The organism is Sporacetigenium sp. TC11, from assembly GCF_058146105.1.
The window spans coordinates 1-19,125 of record NZ_JBYVNY010000005.1 but is presented as its reverse complement, the minus strand read 5'-3'; the positions used below and the strand labels follow the sequence as shown (position 1 = coordinate 19,125).

General features: G+C 31.6%; 13 protein-coding genes and 2 rRNA genes. 8 read left to right on the top strand and 7 right to left on the bottom strand.

The window, feature by feature from the left end:
- The first annotated feature begins 141 nt into the window (after positions 1–141).
- The 3 genes from ACUSRV_RS09010 to ACUSRV_RS09000 are packed head-to-tail and all read left to right on the top strand — an operon-like array spanning position 142 to position 4,327.
- A complete protein-coding gene (locus ACUSRV_RS09010; RefSeq protein WP_490141614.1) occupies positions 142–660 on the top strand; it encodes an NADH-quinone oxidoreductase subunit NuoE family protein in 519 nt (172 codons plus the stop codon).
- A gap of 25 nt (positions 661–685) precedes the next feature.
- A complete protein-coding gene (locus tag ACUSRV_RS09005) occupies positions 686–2,563 on the top strand; it encodes an NADH-ubiquinone oxidoreductase-F iron-sulfur binding region domain-containing protein (protein ID WP_490141613.1) in 1,878 nt (625 codons plus the stop codon).
- Positions 2,564–2,584: 21 nt separating this feature from the next.
- The gene (locus ACUSRV_RS09000) at positions 2,585–4,327 is read left to right on the top strand and encodes an NADH-dependent [FeFe] hydrogenase, group A6 (RefSeq protein ID WP_490141612.1); all 1,743 of its coding nucleotides are present in this window, start codon (positions 2,585–2,587) and stop codon (positions 4,325–4,327) included.
- A gap of 28 nt (positions 4,328–4,355) precedes the next feature.
- Here ACUSRV_RS09000 and hprK read toward each other — a convergent pair whose 3' ends face one another.
- The 3 genes from hprK to ACUSRV_RS08985 form a co-directional block, all read right to left on the bottom strand.
- Complete coding sequence (gene hprK / locus ACUSRV_RS08995) at positions 4,356–5,294, bottom strand: HPr(Ser) kinase/phosphatase (RefSeq protein ID WP_490141611.1); 939 nt, start codon at positions 5,292–5,294, stop codon at positions 4,356–4,358.
- 2 nt (positions 5,295–5,296) lie between these two features.
- Positions 5,297–7,111 carry an excinuclease ABC subunit UvrC gene (uvrC, locus tag ACUSRV_RS08990; protein WP_490141610.1) on the bottom strand — a complete coding sequence of 605 codons (1,815 nt, stop codon included), beginning with the start codon at positions 7,109–7,111 and terminating at the stop codon, positions 5,297–5,299.
- Positions 7,112–7,403: 292 nt separating this feature from the next.
- Positions 7,404–9,056 (bottom strand): ABC transporter substrate-binding protein, encoded by a 1,653-nt coding sequence (locus ACUSRV_RS08985; protein ID WP_490141609.1) that lies wholly within the window; start codon positions 9,054–9,056, stop codon positions 7,404–7,406.
- A 186-nt stretch (positions 9,057–9,242) separates the two neighbouring features.
- Between ACUSRV_RS08985 and ACUSRV_RS08980 the strand changes: the two genes are divergently transcribed.
- The 5 genes from ACUSRV_RS08980 to ACUSRV_RS08960 all read left to right on the top strand — a co-directional run bounded on the left by ACUSRV_RS08980 (position 9,243) and on the right by ACUSRV_RS08960 (position 13,756).
- Positions 9,243–9,617: a DUF3899 domain-containing protein gene (locus tag ACUSRV_RS08980; RefSeq protein ID WP_490141608.1), complete on the top strand. Its 375-nt coding sequence runs from the start codon at positions 9,243–9,245 to the stop codon at positions 9,615–9,617.
- Between the two features lie 174 nt (positions 9,618–9,791).
- Positions 9,792–10,736, top strand: a complete 945-nt coding sequence (locus tag ACUSRV_RS08975) for an ABC transporter permease (protein WP_490141607.1) — start codon at positions 9,792–9,794, stop codon at positions 10,734–10,736.
- Complete coding sequence (gene opp3C / locus ACUSRV_RS08970) at positions 10,736–11,770, top strand: oligopeptide ABC transporter permease (RefSeq protein WP_490141606.1); 1,035 nt, start codon at positions 10,736–10,738, stop codon at positions 11,768–11,770. Before ACUSRV_RS08975 ends, opp3C begins: the two co-directional genes overlap by 1 nt.
- 20 nt (positions 11,771–11,790) lie before the next feature.
- The gene (locus ACUSRV_RS08965; RefSeq protein WP_490141605.1) at positions 11,791–12,816 is read left to right on the top strand and encodes an ABC transporter ATP-binding protein; all 1,026 of its coding nucleotides are present in this window, start codon (positions 11,791–11,793) and stop codon (positions 12,814–12,816) included.
- Entirely contained in the window at positions 12,809–13,756 is a 948-nt protein-coding gene (locus ACUSRV_RS08960) for an ABC transporter ATP-binding protein (RefSeq protein ID WP_490141604.1), read from the top strand. Before ACUSRV_RS08965 ends, ACUSRV_RS08960 begins: the two co-directional genes overlap by 8 nt.
- Positions 13,757–13,787: 31 nt before the next feature.
- Here ACUSRV_RS08960 and uvrA read toward each other — a convergent pair whose 3' ends face one another.
- From uvrA to ACUSRV_RS08940, 4 genes are all read right to left on the bottom strand, one after another.
- Positions 13,788–16,619 (bottom strand): excinuclease ABC subunit UvrA, encoded by a 2,832-nt coding sequence (gene uvrA / locus ACUSRV_RS08955; protein WP_490141603.1) that lies wholly within the window; start codon positions 16,617–16,619, stop codon positions 13,788–13,790.
- Positions 16,619–18,595, bottom strand: a complete 1,977-nt coding sequence (gene uvrB, locus ACUSRV_RS08950; RefSeq protein WP_490141602.1) for an excinuclease ABC subunit UvrB — start codon at positions 18,593–18,595, stop codon at positions 16,619–16,621. Before uvrB ends, uvrA begins: the two co-directional genes overlap by 1 nt.
- A gap of 281 nt (positions 18,596–18,876) precedes the next feature.
- Positions 18,877–18,993, bottom strand: a 5S ribosomal RNA gene (gene rrf, locus ACUSRV_RS08945).
- A gap of 43 nt (positions 18,994–19,036) precedes the next feature.
- Positions 19,037–19,125, bottom strand: a 23S ribosomal RNA gene (locus ACUSRV_RS08940); the annotation flags it as partial.

Genomic DNA, 19,125 nt, shown 5'->3' with positions numbered 1-19,125 from the left:
TTATAATGTTTTTGTAAGGAAAGATTTGCAAAGTTTTTAGAATTGTTTTAATAATATGTTAACATAATTGTTAATTTATAACCATATTCTGAAATAATATGCTTTGCATAAGACTTTTGTTAAACGAGGAGGACAAATTAAATGTGCAACTTTTATGCAAAAAATAGTCAAAAATTTAACGATTTAGGAGAATTTATAAGCTCTCTTTCTACTAAGGAAGGTGCTTTAATACAAGTTCTTCATAAGGCCCAAGGGATATTTGGATATCTTCCAAAAGAAGTTCAACTATATGTATCAGAGAAGTTGAATATATCTCCAGCTCATGTTTATGGTGTTGTTAGTTTCTACTCATACTTCACAACGGAGCCAAAAGGAAAATATAAAATTAATGTTTGTTTAGGTACAGTATGCTTTGTAAAGGGTGCTGATAAAATATTAGCTGAGTTTGAAAAACACTTAGGTATAAAATCAGGGCAGACAACAAAAGATCTTGGATTTAGTTTAGATGGTTTAAGATGTGTAGGTGCATGCGGTCTAGCACCAGTTGTTGTAATAAATGAAAAAGTTTATGGTCATGTAAAACCTGAAGATGTTGCAGGTATATTAGAAGAATACAAACAGATTCCAGCGGAATTAGAAGCTGCTTCTGCAGAAGCTTAAAAATAACTTAAGGGGGACATTAAGTATGGCTAAAATACAATCAATAAGTGAATTATTATCTTTAAGAGATATAGTAAAGCCTATGTTAGACCTAAGAAATGAGTCTTTTAGCGGCGAAATAACAAAAAGAAGCATACTAGTATGTGGTGGTACAGGATGTCAATCATCTCAAAGTGAAAAATTAATAGAAAATTTAAATACTCATATAAAAAATGCTGGCCTTGAGGATAACGTTTTCGTATCATTGACAGGATGTTTTGGATTCTGCGCTGAAGGACCTATAGTTAAAATTCATCCCGATGATGTCTTTTATGTAAAGGTTTCTCCAAATGATGCAGAAGAAATAGTTAAAGAACATATAATTAATGGAAATCATATAGATAGATTATTATTTGAAGAACCTTCTATAAAACAAAAAGTTCATAGACATCACGATATGTCATTTTACAAAAAACAAAGTCGTATAGCTTTAAGAAACTGTGGTTATATAAACCCTGAAGATATAAATGAATATATAGCAAATGAAGGATATATAGCTTTAGGAAAATGTCTATCTTCATTAAGTGAAGATGATGTAATAAGCGAAATGAAATTATCTGGCTTAAGAGGTAGAGGTGGCGCAGGTTTCCCAACAGGTATTAAATGGGAATCTACAAAAGTAGCTCAAAACGATGAAAAATATGTAATATGTAACGCTGATGAAGGTGACCCAGGTGCGTTTATGGATAGATCTATCCTTGAAGGTGATCCACACAGTGTATTAGAAGCTATGGCTATATGCGGATATTCAATAGGAGCAGATACTGGATATATATATATTCGTGCAGAATATCCACTTGCAATCCATAGATTAGAAGTTGCAATAAACCAAGCTAGAGAATTAGGTTTATTAGGAAAAAATATATTAGGAACAGACTTTAATTTTGATATAGAGCTTAAATATGGTGCTGGAGCATTCGTATGTGGAGAAGGTACTGCTTTAATGCACTCTATAGAAGGAAAACGTGGAGAGCCTAGAATGAAGATGCATTCTTCTTCTAAAAAGGGATTATGGGAAAAACCAACTTGCTTAAATAACGTAGAAACACTTGCTAATATACCTATAATAATAAATAATGGTGGCCAATGGTACAAAGAAATGGGTACAGAAAAATCATCAGGAACTAAGGTTTTCGCACTTGGCGGAAAGATAAATAACGTAGGTCTTGTTGAAGTTCCTATGGGTACTACATTAAGAGAGATAGTTTATGAAATAGGTGGAGGAATACCTGATAATAGAAAGTTTAAAGCCGTTCAAACTGGAGGTCCATCAGGTGGATGTATACCTTCTAAGCACTTAGATATAGCTATTGACTTTGATTCATTAAGTTCTATAGGTTCTATGATGGGTTCTGGTGGTATGCTAGTTCTTGATGACTCTGATTGTATGGTTGATATAGCTAAATTCTTCTTAGAATTTACAGTTGAAGAATCTTGTGGTAAATGTACTCCTTGCCGTATAGGAAATAAACGTCTACATGAAATGTTAACTAAGATAACAGAAGGAAAAGGAACTGAAAAGGATTTAGATGATTTATATAATTTAGCCTCAACTATAAAAACTACTTCTTTATGTGGATTAGGTAAATGTGCTCCTAACCCAGTATTAAGTACTCTTGAGTATTTTATGGATGAATATAAAGCTCACGTTATAGATAAGACATGTCCATCTGGTAAATGTCAAGCACTACTAAACTTCTATATAACTGATAAGTGCATAGGATGTACTAAGTGTTCTAGAATATGTCCAGCAAGCGCTATCAACGGAAAAGTTAAAGAACAACATGAAGTAGATATAGATAAATGCTTAAAGTGTGGCGCTTGTATAGATAGTTGTAAGTTTGGCGCTATAATAAAGAAATAATTTAATCAGGAGGTCATGACAATGAGTTTAGTTAATCTAACAATAAATGGGCAACAAGTTCAAGGAGAAAAAGGTCAAACTATACTTGATATAGCTAAATCTTTAAATATAAAAGTACCTACACTATGTCATTTTGATTTATGTGATATAAAAATGGTAAATCAATGTGCTTCATGCCGTGTATGTATGGTTGAAACTAAAAGAGGTTTAGTTCCTGCTTGTGCTACTTATGTATCAGAAGGTATGGACGTAAAAACAGATTCTTTAAAAGCTATAAAAGCTCGTAGAACTGTAGTTGAATTATTATTATCTAACCATCCTCAAGATTGCCTAGTATGTGATAAAAATGGTGGATGTGAACTTCAAAGTATATCTGCTGATTTAGGTATAAGACAAATAAGATACAAAGGTGAAAGAACTAACTTTGGATTAGATAAATCAAGTAAATCAATAATAAAAGATATGGATAAATGTATATTATGTAGAAGATGTGAAACTATGTGTAATGATGTTCAAACAGTAGGAGCTCTATCTGGTGTTGACCGTGGATTTAATACTGTTGTAGGTACATTCTTCAATCTTCCTATGCATGAAACATACTGTACATTCTGTGGACAATGTATAGCTGTATGCCCTACTGGTGCATTAACAGAAGTTAATAATATATCTAAAGTTTGGGATCTTTTAGATAACAAAAATAAGACAGTTGTAGTTCAAGTTGCACCAGCCGTTAGAGTTGCTCTTGGTGAAGAATTTGGCATGGAGCCTGGTTCTATAGCTACTGGTAAAATGGTAACAGCTTTAAGAAAACTTGGATTTAATATGGTATTTGATACTAACTTTGCTGCAGATTTAACTATTATGGAAGAAGCTTCAGAACTTATTCACAGAATAAAGGAAAATGAATCTTTACCTATACTTACAAGTTGTTGTCCTGCATGGGTTAAGTTCTTTGAACATCAATTCCCAGATTTATTAGATATACCTTCTACTTGTAAGTCGCCACAAGAAATGTTTGGTGCTGTAGCCAAAGCTTATTTAGCTCCTAAAATGGGATTAGAGCCAAAAGATATGACAGTGGTATCTATAATGCCATGTGTTGCTAAAAAATATGAAGCTGCTAGACCTGAACTTTCTAATGAGGGTGTAAGTGATGTTGATGTTGTTTTAACTACAAGAGAGCTTGCTAAAATGTTAAAAGAAGCCGGTATTGATTTATCGAATCTAGAAGAAGACGATTTTGATCATCCACTAGGTCAATCTACTGGTGCTGGTACTATATTTGGGGCTACTGGAGGAGTTTTAGAAGCTGCTCTTCGTACAGCTTACGAATGGTTAACTGGAGAAACTCTAGAAAAAGTTGACTTTGAAGATTTAAGAGGTATAGATGGTATAAAAGAAGCTAGTATAAATATCAACGGCATGGATGTAAATGTAGCTGTTGCTAGTAGCTTAGGAAATGCTAGAAAAATTCTTGAAGATGTTCAAAACGGGAAATCTAAATATCATGTAATAGAGATAATGGCTTGTCCTGGCGGATGTATAGCTGGTGGAGGTCAACCTTATCATAACGGGAATTATGATATAGTAAAAGAACGTGCTGCTGCATTATATAAAATAGATGCTGGCAAAGAAATACGTAAATCACATGAGAATCCAGATATTAAGAAGATATACGAAGAATTCTTAGGAGAACCATATGGAGAAAAGTCACACGAACTTCTTCATACTCATTACTTTAAAAGAGAAAAAGTTAAAATATAAAAATAAGGTACTCTCATTTGAGAGTACCTTATTTCTTTTGACTTTCTATACGTTTTGCAAGCTTTTCTGTAAATTCTAAAGCAGCATCATATCCCATCCCACGTTGCCTAAAGTTCATAGATGCAACTTCTAGTATCATAGCTGTATTTCTTCCTGGCTTAACTGGTACAACTAACTTTTCAATAGGTATACCCATTATTTCTTCATATTCTTTATCTAATCCTAATCTATCGTAATAATTACCTTCATCCCAGCTTTCAAGATATACTATCATATCTATTTTCTTAGTATTTTTTATTGCTCCAACACCATACAAACTTCTTATATCAATTATACCTATGCCCCTTATTTCCATAAAGTGTCTTATAAGTTCAGGTGCTTGTCCAACTACTACAGTATCATCAATTTTTTTTATTTCTACAGCATCATCAGCTACCAATCTATGACCTCTTTGCACAAGTTCCAGTGCAGTCTCTGATTTACCTATACTACTTTCACCTTTAATTAAAACACCTATTCCATATATATCTACTAAAACACCATGAACAGTTATGGCTGGTGCCAAAAATGCATCAAGATAGTTTGATAATCTATTTATAAATCTTGTTGTATTACTTTTTGTAGATAATATAACTCTTTTATGTTTTTTTGCCATTTTTATAGCATCTTCATTGGCTTCTAACCCTCGTGTAACTATCACCGCAGGTATTTCATAGGAAAATACCTTATCTAATCTTTCTTCTCTAGTTTTATCATCTATATACTGAAAATAAGTGTATTCACTTTTACCAACTATCTGAATTCTATCATAAGCAAAATACTCAAAATACCCTGCATATTGAAGGCCTGGCCTATTTATATCCTGAGAATATACATAATATTCTTTATCTTCTGGCATATATATAACATCTAATTTCAAATCTCTTACAATATCTTTAATAGATACTCTTTTTCCATGTTCTAACATACTTATATTTCCTTTCTAAAGAAATTGTATACACTTTCTGCTGATGCCTTATTCATTCCTTCTACATTTTTTAATTCCTCTATATCTGCTTTCTTTATGTTTTCTATACTTTTAAAATAACTTAGCAATGCTTTTTTTCTTTTTTCACCTATACCTTGTATATCATCTAATGCTGATTTAGTTATATGTTTTGTCCTTAAACTTCTATGATAAGTTATAGCAAAATTATGAACTTCTTCTTGAACACTTGCGACAAATTTATATATATTAGAACTTTTATCGAGTTCTATCTCTTTTTCCCGGGAAATAAGTCCTTTGGTTCGATGTTTGTCGTCTTTATACATTCCCCATAGAGGTATATCGACACTATAACTACTAAGTACTTTTTCTACGGCACCAACTTGCCCAATCCCACCGTCTAATAAAATAATATCCGGTAGATTTCCATACTTTAGTCTTCTTTCAACTATTTCTGCCATAGATGCATAATCATTAGGTCCTATAACCGTTTTTATCTTAAATCGCCTATATTCTTTTTTATCTTTCTTTCCATTAGTAAATATAACCATAGACCCAATTGAATCAACCCCTTGTATATTGGATATATCATAAGCCTCTATTCTTTTTGGAGCCTCATTAAGATTCAATAAATCTTTCAGTTCATTAAGTACCCCAGTAGTTTTTTCATATTTTACTTTGTTTATATGAGAAAACTTCTCTAAATACTCAATGGCATTTTTTCTAACCATCTCTATTAATTCTTTTTTATCACCTTTTTGAGGTATTTTTATGCTTACCTTCTGACCTTTTTTAGATTCTAACCATTTCTCTATTACAATTTGGTCCTCTACTTCATCTTCTATTAATAATTCTTTAGGTATAAAATCTTGTGCTGAATAAAATTGTTTTATAAATGATGCAAATATAGATGATCTTTCAATATCCATTACACCTTCTAGTATGTAATTTTCTCTTCCTACTATCTTTCCACCTCTTATAAAAAATACTTGAACACAAGCCTCATCATGTGCCCTTGCCATAGCTATAACATCTTGGTCTAAATCACTAGTAGTTGATACAACTTTTTGTTTTTCTATCATATCTTCTAAACTTTTTATCTTATCTCTATACTGAGCTGCATCTTCAAAATTAAATTGTTTTGATGATTCAGCCATCTTTTCCTTTAAATACTCCATGAGTTTTTCTTCTTTTCCTGATAAAAATAAAAGTATTTCATCTATCATTTTATTATACTCTTCTTTAGATACATTTCCAGTACAAGGTCCAACACACTTCTTTATATGGTAGTTTAAACAAGGCCTTTGATTTTTTTCTATAGCTTTACTTATATCTATACCACAACTTCTTATAGGATATGTATTTCTTATTATTTCTAAAGTGTCATTAACTGCTGTTATATTTGTGTACGGTCCAAAATACTTAGCTTTATCCTTTTGTATTCTTCTAACTTTTAGTACTCTTGGAAATTCCTCATTAACACTTACCTTTATATATGGATATGTTTTATCATCTCTTAGCAGTACATTGTACTTTGGTTTATATTGTTTTATAAGGTTGCATTCTAATATAAGGGCTTCTATTTCAGAATCTGTCATTATATATTCAAAACTATATATATTTTTTACCATAGATTTTACTTTAGAAGAATGGTTCTTAGAAGATTGAAAATACTGTCTAACCCTATTTTTTAACGATACAGCCTTACCAACATATATAATATTATTATATTTATCTTTCATCAAATAAACTCCAGGATTATCTGGAAGCTTTTTTAGTTGTTCTTGTATATCAAACATTTTTCACCTCTATAATTAAACTATATAATAAATTATACCCATCTTTATATATGTTTTGTATATTCTTTTAAAAATAATAGGTGAATATGTGGTATAATTATATTAATTAATAATTTTAAGGAGTGTGATTTTTGCCATGTCCAATGGTGACAGTCCGGTCGTCTCGGAGAAGTTGAAAAATATTTCTGCTTGTCTAGGATTGCTATTTACAATTTATTTTATATCTACATTGTTTTTATCTATAACAAGCTAAAAAAGCTGATGAGTTTCCTCATCAGCTTTTATATTTAAATTATTTCTTTTCTCCATTTTTTACTAATAAGAAATATGTTGATGCCATTCCCTTAGTATGGAACTCTTTAGAATCTTTATACTTATCTACGTGTTCAGAAGATAATCTATTTATTCTATCTATTTCTTTAGATTCATATAAGTTTACTACAGCATTTACATCTTTAACTATCTTAGTGTTTATTTTTTCTAACTTAACAGCACTTGCATCCCAATAATTTGGATTTTTAGTCATAGTGTTGCTGTCTTCTAACTTCCAACTTGTTAAAGTGAATGGCCCATTGTATACTACTGAATCTATTGTAGTACCGTATTTGTCTCCTTGTGCTTTAACAACTTTTTCATTTTGAGGATAGAATACTTGGAACGCCATTAATTTATCAAAATAGTTAACAGGTCTATTTAAAGTTACTTGTAATGTATTATCATCTAGTGCTTTAACTCCTACAGCACTAGCATCTTTAGTTTTTCCTGTATTATAATCACTAGCGCCTACTATATCATACATTACATAAGCATACTCAGAAGTTGTAGCTGGGTCTAGAGTTCTCTTCCATGAATATTCAAAGTCTTTAGCACTTACAGTATCTCCATTAGACCATTTAGCACCATCTCTTATATGGAACGTCCATGTCTTACCATCTTTAGAAGCTTCCCATTTTTCAGCCATACCTTGCCCTAATGTTCCATCCTTTTGAATTCTAGTTAAACCTTCCATAGTGTTGTTTATAACGTTAAATGAAACTGCATCTGTAGACTTACTTACGTCCATTGATGGTATATCAGAAGTATCAGTTATGTTTAATTCTTTTTTGCCATCTAAGTAAGCCCACTTATAACTAAAATCAGCTCCATAAGAGTGTTCTACTATATCATGAACATAATCTCTTTGAACTACAGAATCCCCTCTTTGGAATATTGGAATTAAGAATGCCTCATCCAAGAACATCTTTTCAGCTTCTGCATACTTAGCCCAACTTGCATCAACAGTTGCAGCTTCTTTAGCTTCTTTTACTAATTTATCAAAATCAGCATTACTATAATCAACTTTAGCAGCATATTGTGCATCTGTTACAAATGTCTCTAAGAATGTTAATGGGTCTGGATAGTCAGCACCCCATCCAGCATATGACATATTAAATTGACCTTTAGTTTCTAAGTCTAGTTTTTGTTTAAATGGTTGTTGTTTTATTTCAACATCTATTCCAGGTAAATTAGTTTCTAATTGAGATTGTATGTATTCGCTTGTTTTCTTACTTGTTTCTGTATCATAAGATAGGAATTCTATTTTAACTGTATCAAATCCAACTTCTTTTTTAGCTGCTTCCCAAGCTTTTTTAGCTTCGTCTGCATTGTAGGCTATTCCCATGTCCCCTGCTACATCTCTGTAGTCTTTTCCTTCATCATTAATAGCTAACTTTGATGGAGTGAAATAATTAACTGGAACAGAACCATCATTTAGTATAACATCAACTAATTGTGTTTTGTCTATAGCCATAGCTATAGCTTTTCTAGCATTTTGGTTTGCTAATACTGCATATGGATCTCCTTCTCCACCTCCAGTAGTTCCTCCTGTACTAGTACATCCCACTAGTGCAGTAGCACTTATTGCTGAAGCTGCTAATATCATTGCTAATTTCTTTCTTAAAACCATGTGTTTACCCCCCTAAAAATTAAATTTAATTTTGTTTAAAGTAATTATACTAGATTAAATTAGAAAAAGCATTACATTTTTTCAATATTTTAACATTTTTTTATATTTCAAATATTTATAAAGTTCGGAATATATGATATTATATTTCTAAACTTAAAATAAATATATGATTACTAAGGAGTGAATATGTTGAAAAAATCGTTAGGTTTTATATTATTCAATTTAATAATTAGTTTTTTATACTATGCAGTGAACGGTTTTGAAAAATTTGCATTTATTAATTCTTCATTTACTATCGGTATGCTGTATCTAGGAGTTGGAATTTTATTATACGTTGGTGAAAAGGGTTTTTTTAACTTAACGCTATACTCTTTTAATAAATCATTTCAAAATTCACACAAAAACAAAATATTATTAGAAGGAGAAGGCGATATTAAGCTAGAAGATTATTTAAATAAAAAAATTGAGTTTTCTAATACAAAATCTTTATTGTCATCAGGTATTTGTATATCTAGTGTTACATTTATAATAAGTATAATTATATATAATAATACTATATAAAAATTTAGATACCTTTTTATGTTTATACATATTAAAAAATTTAGATATAAAATTGTATTTTTTATATGTGTACATGCATATATATAAGTGTTTAGACTATTCTGAATTTAATATTCAGAATTTTTATAAATATGTAAATATTTAAAACAAAAAATTATTCAAGGGGGTGTAGCGATGACTCGCTATATATTAAATCGTCTTATTTACATGTTTTTGACCTTAATAGTTGTCATCTCGTTTACTTTTTTTCTAGTAAGGCTTTTACCGGGATCTCCATTTAATGATGAAAAGCTAAGTCCTACTCAAATTGAACTTATTGAAAAGCAATATGGACTAGATGCTCCTCTTCCAGTCCAATACGGTAAGTATTTAATAGGGGTATTCAGTGGAGATTTAGGAACATCTTTTAAATGGGATAATAAAAAAGTTGAAGACATAATAGCAACTCGTATAGCTCCATCATCAATGCTAGGTGTTCAAGCAATATGTTTAGGTACATTTTTAGGTCTTATACTCGGTATAGTAGCTGCTCTTAACCGTAATACAATTTGGGATTATTGTGCTACAGTTTTATCAGTAATAGGAGTATCTGTTCCTGCATTCGTATTTGCCGCCATTTTGCAATTATTTGTGGCTAGAGGCACCGGTTTATTTCCTGTTACTTGGGGCGTTCCATTTGGTTCTGACTTTAGATATATATGGACTGTACTTCCAACTATAGCTTTATCACTTTTCACATTAGCTACAGTTGCTCGTTTTACAAGAACAGAACTTATAGAAGTTATGGGCTCAGATTATATAATTACTGCAAGAGCTAAAGGCTTAAACAGAAGAAGTATTATAATAAAACATGGACTTAGAAATGCATTGATACCTGTTATTACTGTATTAGGTCCTTTAGTAGTTGGTTTACTTACAGGTTCTCTAGTTGTTGAAAAAGTCTTTGCTGTTCCAGGATTAGGGGACTTATTGGTAACTGCTATAACAACTAATGACTTATTTGTTATATCTGGAGTTGCTATATTCTATAGTGCTTTCTACATAGGTGTTATATTAATTGTTGACATACTTTACGGATTAATCGATCCAAGAATACGTTTAGCAGGAGGGAAAGCATAATGGCGGTTGATAAAATAATTATAGATGATAAAGAAATTGAACTAAATGACGATTTATTTTTATTAGATCCTGCAGATGCAGCTCAACATGAAATAATAACTAGGCCGAGTTTAACATTTTGGCAAGACGCTAGAATAAGATTATTTAAGAATAAAGGAGCAATAGTCGGTTTATCTATAGTATGTTTGTTAGTTGTTTTCACAATATTTGCTCCTATGTTCTCACCATACAAATACGATCAGCAAAATTTGTATCATGCAAAAATGCCGCCTAAAATGACATTACTTGCTCCTCTTGGTATATTTGATGGTAAAAACTCAGATGGCGTTGATGTATATAAAGAAAAAGGTGTTGATACTGCTTATTGGTTTGGTACAGATGAACTAGGCCGTGATTTATGGACACGTGTATGGACCGGTGCTAGAATTTCATTATACATAGCTGTATTAGCAGCAGTGTGTGATGTTTTAGTTGGGGTTACTTATGGTGGTATATCAGCATACTACGGTGGAAAAGTAGATATTATAATGCAACGTATCGTAGAAGTTTTAGTTGGTATCCCAAGTCTAGTTGTTGTTACATTGTTTATAATGGTTTTCAAACCTGGTATACTATCATTATCACTAGCTATGGTTGTAACAGGCTGGATAGGAATGTCAAGGGTCGTTCGTGGTCAAATTCTAAAGTTGAAAAACCAAGAATTTGTATTAGCTTCTAGAACACTAGGTGCTTCAGATTCTCAACTTATTAGAAAACACTTAGTTCCTAACGTTGTTGCACCTGTTGTAGTTATGATGATGTTTACTTTACCAACCGCTATATTCTATGAGGCATTCTTAAGTTTTATAGGGTTAGGTTTACAACCTCCATATGCTTCACTTGGTTCATTAATAAGCGATGGATTTAAAACATTACAAACTAATCCTTATATGATGTTCATACCTTCATCTATCGTGTGTTTGTTAATGTTAAGTTTTAACTTAGTAGCAGATGGATTAAGAGATGCTGTTGACCCTAAAATGCGTAATCAATAGTGAGAAGGGGGATGAAAATATTGGAAAAATTACTACAAGTAAAAAACTTATGTGTTAACTTCAAAACTCACGGCGGTGAGGTTCAAGCTGTAAGAGGAGTTACTTTTGATTTATATAAAGGTGAAACATTAGCTATAGTAGGTGAATCTGGTTCTGGTAAATCTGTTGCATCTAAAACTATAATGGGAATACTTGCTTCTAATGGATATATAAAAGATGGAGAAATACTATTTGATGGAAAAGACCTTACCAAATTGCCTGAGGGGGATATGCAACGAGTTAGAGGAAGGGATATAGCAATGATATTCCAAGATCCTATGACTTCTTTAAATCCAACTATGAATATAGGTAAACAAATAATGGAAGGTATAATAAAACATCAAGGCACTAGCAAAGAGGAAGCTAAGAAAAAAGCTATTGAACTTATAGACCTTGTTGGTATTGAATTTCCCGAACAAAGATTCAAACAGTATCCACATCAATTCTCAGGTGGTATGCGCCAACGTATAGTTATAGCTATAGCTCTTGCTTGTAACCCTAAGATATTAATAGCTGATGAACCAACTACTGCTCTTGATGTTACTATACAAGCTCAAATATTAGAACTTATAAAGGATATTCAGACTAAAACTGGAGTTTCAGTTATATTTATAACACATGATTTGGGCGTTGTTGCAAATATGGCTGATAGAGTTGCAGTTATGTATGCTGGTAAAGTAATAGAAATAGGTACCTCTGATGATATATTTTATAATCCTAAACACCCATATACTTGGGGTTTACTTGGATCTATGCCTAGCTTAGATATAGGCGAAAATGACTTATATAATATACCTGGTACTCCACCAGATTTAATGCACCCTCCACAGGGTGATGCATTTTCACTTCGTAACTTACAAGCTCTAAAAATAGATTTTCTAGCTGAGCCGCCAATGTTTAAAGTAAGTGACACTCATTATGCTGCTACTTGGTTATTACATCCAATGGCACCAAAATTGGAAAGACCTATTAATGTTGGTAGAAAGAAGGTGGCTAATAATGAATAGAGAGAAAGTTTTAGAAGTTAAAAACTTAAAACAATACTTTGAAGTAGATAAAAAAACTACTGTTAAAGCAGTTGATGGTGTAACTTTTGATATATATGCTGGTGAAACATTTGGATTAGTTGGTGAATCAGGTTCTGGTAAATCAACTACTGGAAGAACTATAATACGTCTATACGATCCTACTGAAGGAGAAATTAATTATAGAGGTAAATGTATATCTAAAAAATTATCTAGAGAAGATAGGAAGTTCCTAAATAAAAATATGCAAATGATTTTTCAAGATCCATATGCTTCTTTAAACCCTCGTATGACCGTTGCTGATATAATAGCTGAAGGCTTAGATATTCACGGTTTATCTTCTTCAAAGCAAGATAGAATGCAAAAGGTATATGAGTTACTTCAAACTGTTGGCCTTAATGAACAACATGCTAGTAGATATCCCCATGAATTTTCAGGTGGCCAAAGACAACGTATAGGTATAGCAAGAGCACTAGCTATAGAGCCAGAGTTTATAATAGCAGATGAGCCTATATCAGCTCTAGATGTTTCTATACAAGCACAAGTTGTTAATTTATTAAGAAAACTTCAAAGAGAAAAGGGTCTAACATATTTATTTATAGCACATGATTTATCAATGGTTAAGTATATAAGTGATCGTATAGGTGTTATGCATCACGGTAAGTTAGTTGAATTAACTACTTCTGAGGAATTATACTCTAACCCACTACATCCATATACTAAATCATTACTATCAGCTATACCACTTCCTGATCCTGAGCATGAAAGACATAGAAAACGTATTAAATACGATCCATCTATACATAACTATGAAACAGAAAAACCTAAGTGGTTAGAAATAAGACCTGGCCACTTTATATATGGCTCTGATTCAGAATTAGAAGGGTATGAAAAACAATTATCTAGTTCATCAACTATATAGTAAAAAGGGTACTGATTTCAGTACCCTTTTTTTATTCGAAATATTTTTTTAAGAAACTTCCAGTATGAGAATTTTCTACTTTAGAAACCTCTCTAGGTGTTCCAGTAGCTACTATAGTTCCGCCTTTATCTCCACCATCTGGTCCTAAGTCTATTATATGATCACAAGTTTTTAAAACATCTAAGTTGTGTTCTATAACTACTATACTATTTCCAGAATCAGCAAGTCTTTGCAATACCTCTATAAGCTTATCTACATCTGCCATATGAAGCCCTGTAGTAGGTTCATCTAATATATATAATGTTTTCCCTGTAGGTCTTTTACTTAATTCAGTTGCAAGTTTTATTCTTTGAGCTTCTCCTCCAGATAACTGTGTCGACGGTTGACCTAATGTTATATAAGACAACCCTACATCCATAAGTGTTTCTAACTTTCTTTTTATAGATGGTATATTTTCAAAAAACTCCAATGCTTCTTCAACATTCATATTTAAAACATCTGATATAGTTTTTCCTTTGTATTTAACTTGAAGAGTTTCTCTATTATATCTCTCTCCTTTACATACTTCGCAAGGTACATATACATCAGGTAAGAAGTGCATTTCTATTTTAAGTATTCCATCACCTTTACAAGCTTCACATCTTCCACCCTTTACATTAAAACTAAATCTTCCTTTACTATATCCTCTAGCTTTCGATTCATTAGTAGATGCAAATAAATCTCTAATTAAATCAAATACACCTGTGTAAGTAGCTGGGTTTGAACGGGGAGTTCTTCCTATAGGGGATTGATCTATATTAATAATTTTATCTATATTTTCTATTCCATTTATTTCTTTGTGCTTTCCTGGTTTATCTCTTAACCTATTTATTTTTGTAGATATACCTTTGTATAATATATCATTTATTAATGTGCTTTTTCCAGATCCTGATACTCCAGTTATAGATGTAAATACTCCTAAAGGTATTTTTACATCTATATTTTTTAAGTTATTTTCATTGGCTCCTATTATTTCTAAATAATTTCCATTTCCTTCTCTAGTCTTCTCAGGTATTTCTATTTTATTAACTCCACTTAAATATTTACCTGTTATAGAATTTGGATTTTCCATTATTTCATCTACAGTTCCTTGTGCTACTATGTTCCCCCCATAAATACCAGGTCCTGGTCCTATATCCACTATCTGATCACATGCAAACATAGTATCTTCGTCATGCTCAACAACTATTAGTGTATTCCCAATCTCTGTTAAATGTCTAAGTGATTTTATAAGCCTTTCATTATCCTTTTGATGAAGTCCTATGCTTGGCTCATCTAAAACATATAAAACTCCTACTAATGCTGAACCTATTTGTGTAGCAAGTCTTATACGCTGAGCTTCTCCACCAGATAAAGTTCCAGCTTTTCTAGATAAATTCAAGTAATTTAGCCCCACATCTCTCAAAAAAGAAGATCTAGACTTTATTTCTTTTAATATTTCATTTGCAATAAATCTCTGCTTTTCGGTTAAATTTATATTATCAAGAAAATCTATAAGATCACTTATAGACAAATCAGTAATTTCCATTATATTTTTATTAGAAACTAATACTGAAAGAACCTCCTTTTTAAGTCTAGCCCCTTTGCACTCATGACACGGGTTTTCAGCCATAAACTCTTCTATTTTGCCCCTCATTTGCTCTGAATTAGTTTCTTTATATCGCCTTTCCAAATTAGGTATTACCCCTTCATATGGCGCTTTGTATTGTCTATGTCCTCCATATCTAGAATCAAATACAAATTCTAAAATTGTATTATTTCTTCCATATAGCAGTTCATCTACAAAATCCTTTGGTAAATCTTTAAATGGTACATCTAGGGATGCTCCAAACTTGTTGGCAAGATTTTCTACCATCTTATAATAATAAGTTTCTTCACTACCTGACGAACCTACCGATGACCAAGGTGCTATTGCCCCTTGTCTTATGGATAATTCCGGATTAGGTATAATCAGTGATGAATCTACCTCTTTACTATCTCCAAGTCCATTACAAGTAGGACATGCACCAAAAGGGTTATTAAACGAGAACATCCTTGGCGATAACTCTTCTATTCCTATTCCATGTTCAGGACAAGCGAACTTAGTTGAGTATAATAGTTCTTCACCATCTATTATTTTGCCTATTACAAGTCCATCTGATAGCTTAATAGCGGTTTCTATTGAATCCGATAATCTTCCTTCTATTCCTTCCTTTACTATTATTCTATCTACTACAACTTCTATATTATGTTTTTGATTTTTATTTAAATCTATTTCATCTGTAACTTCAAAATCTTCTCCATCTACTCTTAATCTTACAAACCCTTCCTTTTTTATATGTTCTATAGTTTTTTTATGAGTTCCTTTTTGTCCCCTAACTATTGGAGATAATATTTGAAGCTTAGTTCTATCAGGAAGTTCCATTATTTTATCTACTATTTCTTGTACCATCATTTGACTTATTTTATTCCCACATACAGAGCAATGTACCTCTCCTACTCTAGCAAATAATAATCTTAAGTAATCGTATATTTCTGTAACCGTTCCAACAGTAGATCTAGGATTTTTTGATGTAGTTTTTTGATCTATAGATATAGCAGGAGATAATCCTTCTATATATTCAACATTAGGTTTTTCCATCTGGCCTAAAAATTGTCTTGCATATGAAGATAAACTTTCTACATATCTTCTTTGTCCTTCCGCATATATAGTGTCAAATGCAAGAGATGACTTTCCTGAACCAGATAATCCAGTAAATACTATAAACTTATTTCTAGGAAGTTCTAAGCTAACATTTTTTAAATTATGCTCTTTAGCCCCTCTTATTATTATTTTTTCATCCATTATTCCTCAATCCTTTCTTCTAATTCTCTTATCTTGTCTCTAAGCTGTGCTGCTCTTTCAAATTGAAGATTCTGAGCACATTCTATCATTTCTGCACTTAGATTTACTATGGATTGTTTTATTTCTTCTATATTCATACTATCTTTATCTTTTATTCCGTATTGAGTTTCTTCATCGGCAACTTTAGTTGCTTCTATTGCATCTCTTATAGTCTTCTTAATAGTTTTAGGTGTTATTCCATGCTCTTCATTGTAGCGCATTTGTATTTCTCTTCTTCTATTAGTTTCATCTATTGCTCTTTTCATAGAATTAGTTATTTTATCTGCATACATTATAACTTTTCCATTTTCATTTCTAGCAGCTCTACCTGTAGTTTGTATGAGAGATGTTTCTGAACGTAAAAAACCTTCTTTGTCTGCATCTAATATTGCTACCAACGAAACCTCAGGTATATCAAGTCCTTCTCTAAGCAAGTTTATACCAACTAAAACATCAAATTTTCCAAGCCTTAGATCCCTTATTATTTCTACTCTCTCTAAAGTCTTTATATCTGAGTGTAGATAATTAACTTTTACACCTGCATCCTTTAGATAATCAGTTAAATCCTCTGACATTTTTTTCGTTAAAGTAGTTATTAAGACCCTTTCATTTTTTTGAGTCCTAATATTTATTTCATTTAATAAATCATCTATTTGATTTAATATAGGTCTTACTTCAACTACAGGATCTATAAGACCAGTAGGTCGTATTATTTGTTGTGCAATAGAAGTTGATTTTTCTATTTCGTAAGGTCCTGGAGTTGCAGTTACAAATAGTATTTGATTTATATTACTTTCAAATTCTCCGAAATTTAATGGTCTATTATCATATGCAGAAGGCAATCTAAATCCATTTTCTATAAGCGATCCCTTTCTTGATCTATCTCCTGCATACATACCTCTTATCTGGGGAATAGTAACATGGGATTCATCTACTATTATTAGAAAATCATCTGGAAAGAAATCCATCAATGTATATGGCTTTTCTCCTTCTTCTCTACCAGTTATATGTCTTGAATAATTTTCTATTCCTTGACAAAATCCTATTTCTTTTAACATCTCTATATCATACTTTGTTCTTTGATCTATTCTTTGCGCTTCTAATAATTTATCTTCATCTTTAAAGTACTGCATTCTTTCTTGCAACTCAACTTCTATATTCTCTATAGCTGATTCTATTCTATCCTTTGTAGTTACATAGTGAGACGCGGGAAATATTGCTACATGATTTCTTGTCCCTACTATTTGTCCTGTTACATAGTTTATCTCTGTTATTCTATCTATTTCATCACCAAAGAACTCCATTCTTATTGCTTTCTCATCTGTGTTCGCTGGAAATACCTCTAATATATCGCCTCTAACTCTAAATGTACCACGTACAAAATTCACATCATTTCTTTCATACTGCATGTCTACTAATCGTTTTATAATATCATCTCTATCTTTTATCATGCCTGGTCTTAAAGACAACATAAGTTCTTTGTAGTCCTTTGGATCCCCTAAACCATATATACATGATACAGATGATATTATTATTGTATCTCTGCCTTCAAGTATTGCAGCTGTAGCGGAGTGTCTTAATTTATCTATTTCTTCGTTTATAGAAGCATCCTTTTCTATATACGTATCAGTTTGGACAACATATGCTTCAGGTTGGAAATAGTCATAATAACTTACAAAATATTCAACTGAATTATTAGGAAAAAACTCCTTAAATTCACTGTATAGTTGAGCAGCCAAAGTTTTATTATGTGCTATTATTAATGTTGGTTTTTTAACCTTTTCTATTATATTAGCCATAGTAAAGGTTTTGCCTGATCCAGTTACTCCAAGTAATGTCATATATTTTTCTTGTTTGTTTATAGCATTTACTATTGTATCTATTGCCTCAGGTTGATCTCCTGTTGGTCTATATTCTGACTCTATTTTAAAATCCATAACCTCACCTCTTTGCGAACATAAGTTCCTGTATAAAAATATTATATCATATTTAATATACACATTTTATGTTTTTTAAAAACATATATAATTATTTCAAAAAAGTAAAAAGACTTCTATGGGGGATAGAAGTCTTTTTAAATGGGGGAGATTGAGTAAATTATTTAATTTTGTTTTTCTAATAATATTATTGTCCATTTTTATTTTTATATACATATATTTTTAAATTTTTTTATTAATTTAAGCAAAATAAAAAAGAAGCGTATATACGCTTCTTTTTTAAATGGCTACGTCCTACTCTCCCAGGCAGCTTCCCACCAAGTACCATCGGCGCTAAGGAGCTTAACTTCTGTGTTCGGAATGGGAACAGGTGTATCCTCTTTGCTATTGTAACCACATTATATGAAATTGCTAGCAATTTCAAAACTAAACAGCATATTAATGGTCAAGTCCTCGACCTATTAGTATTCATAAGCTAAATCCATTACTGAACTTACACCTTGAACCTATCAACCAGATAGTCTTTCTGG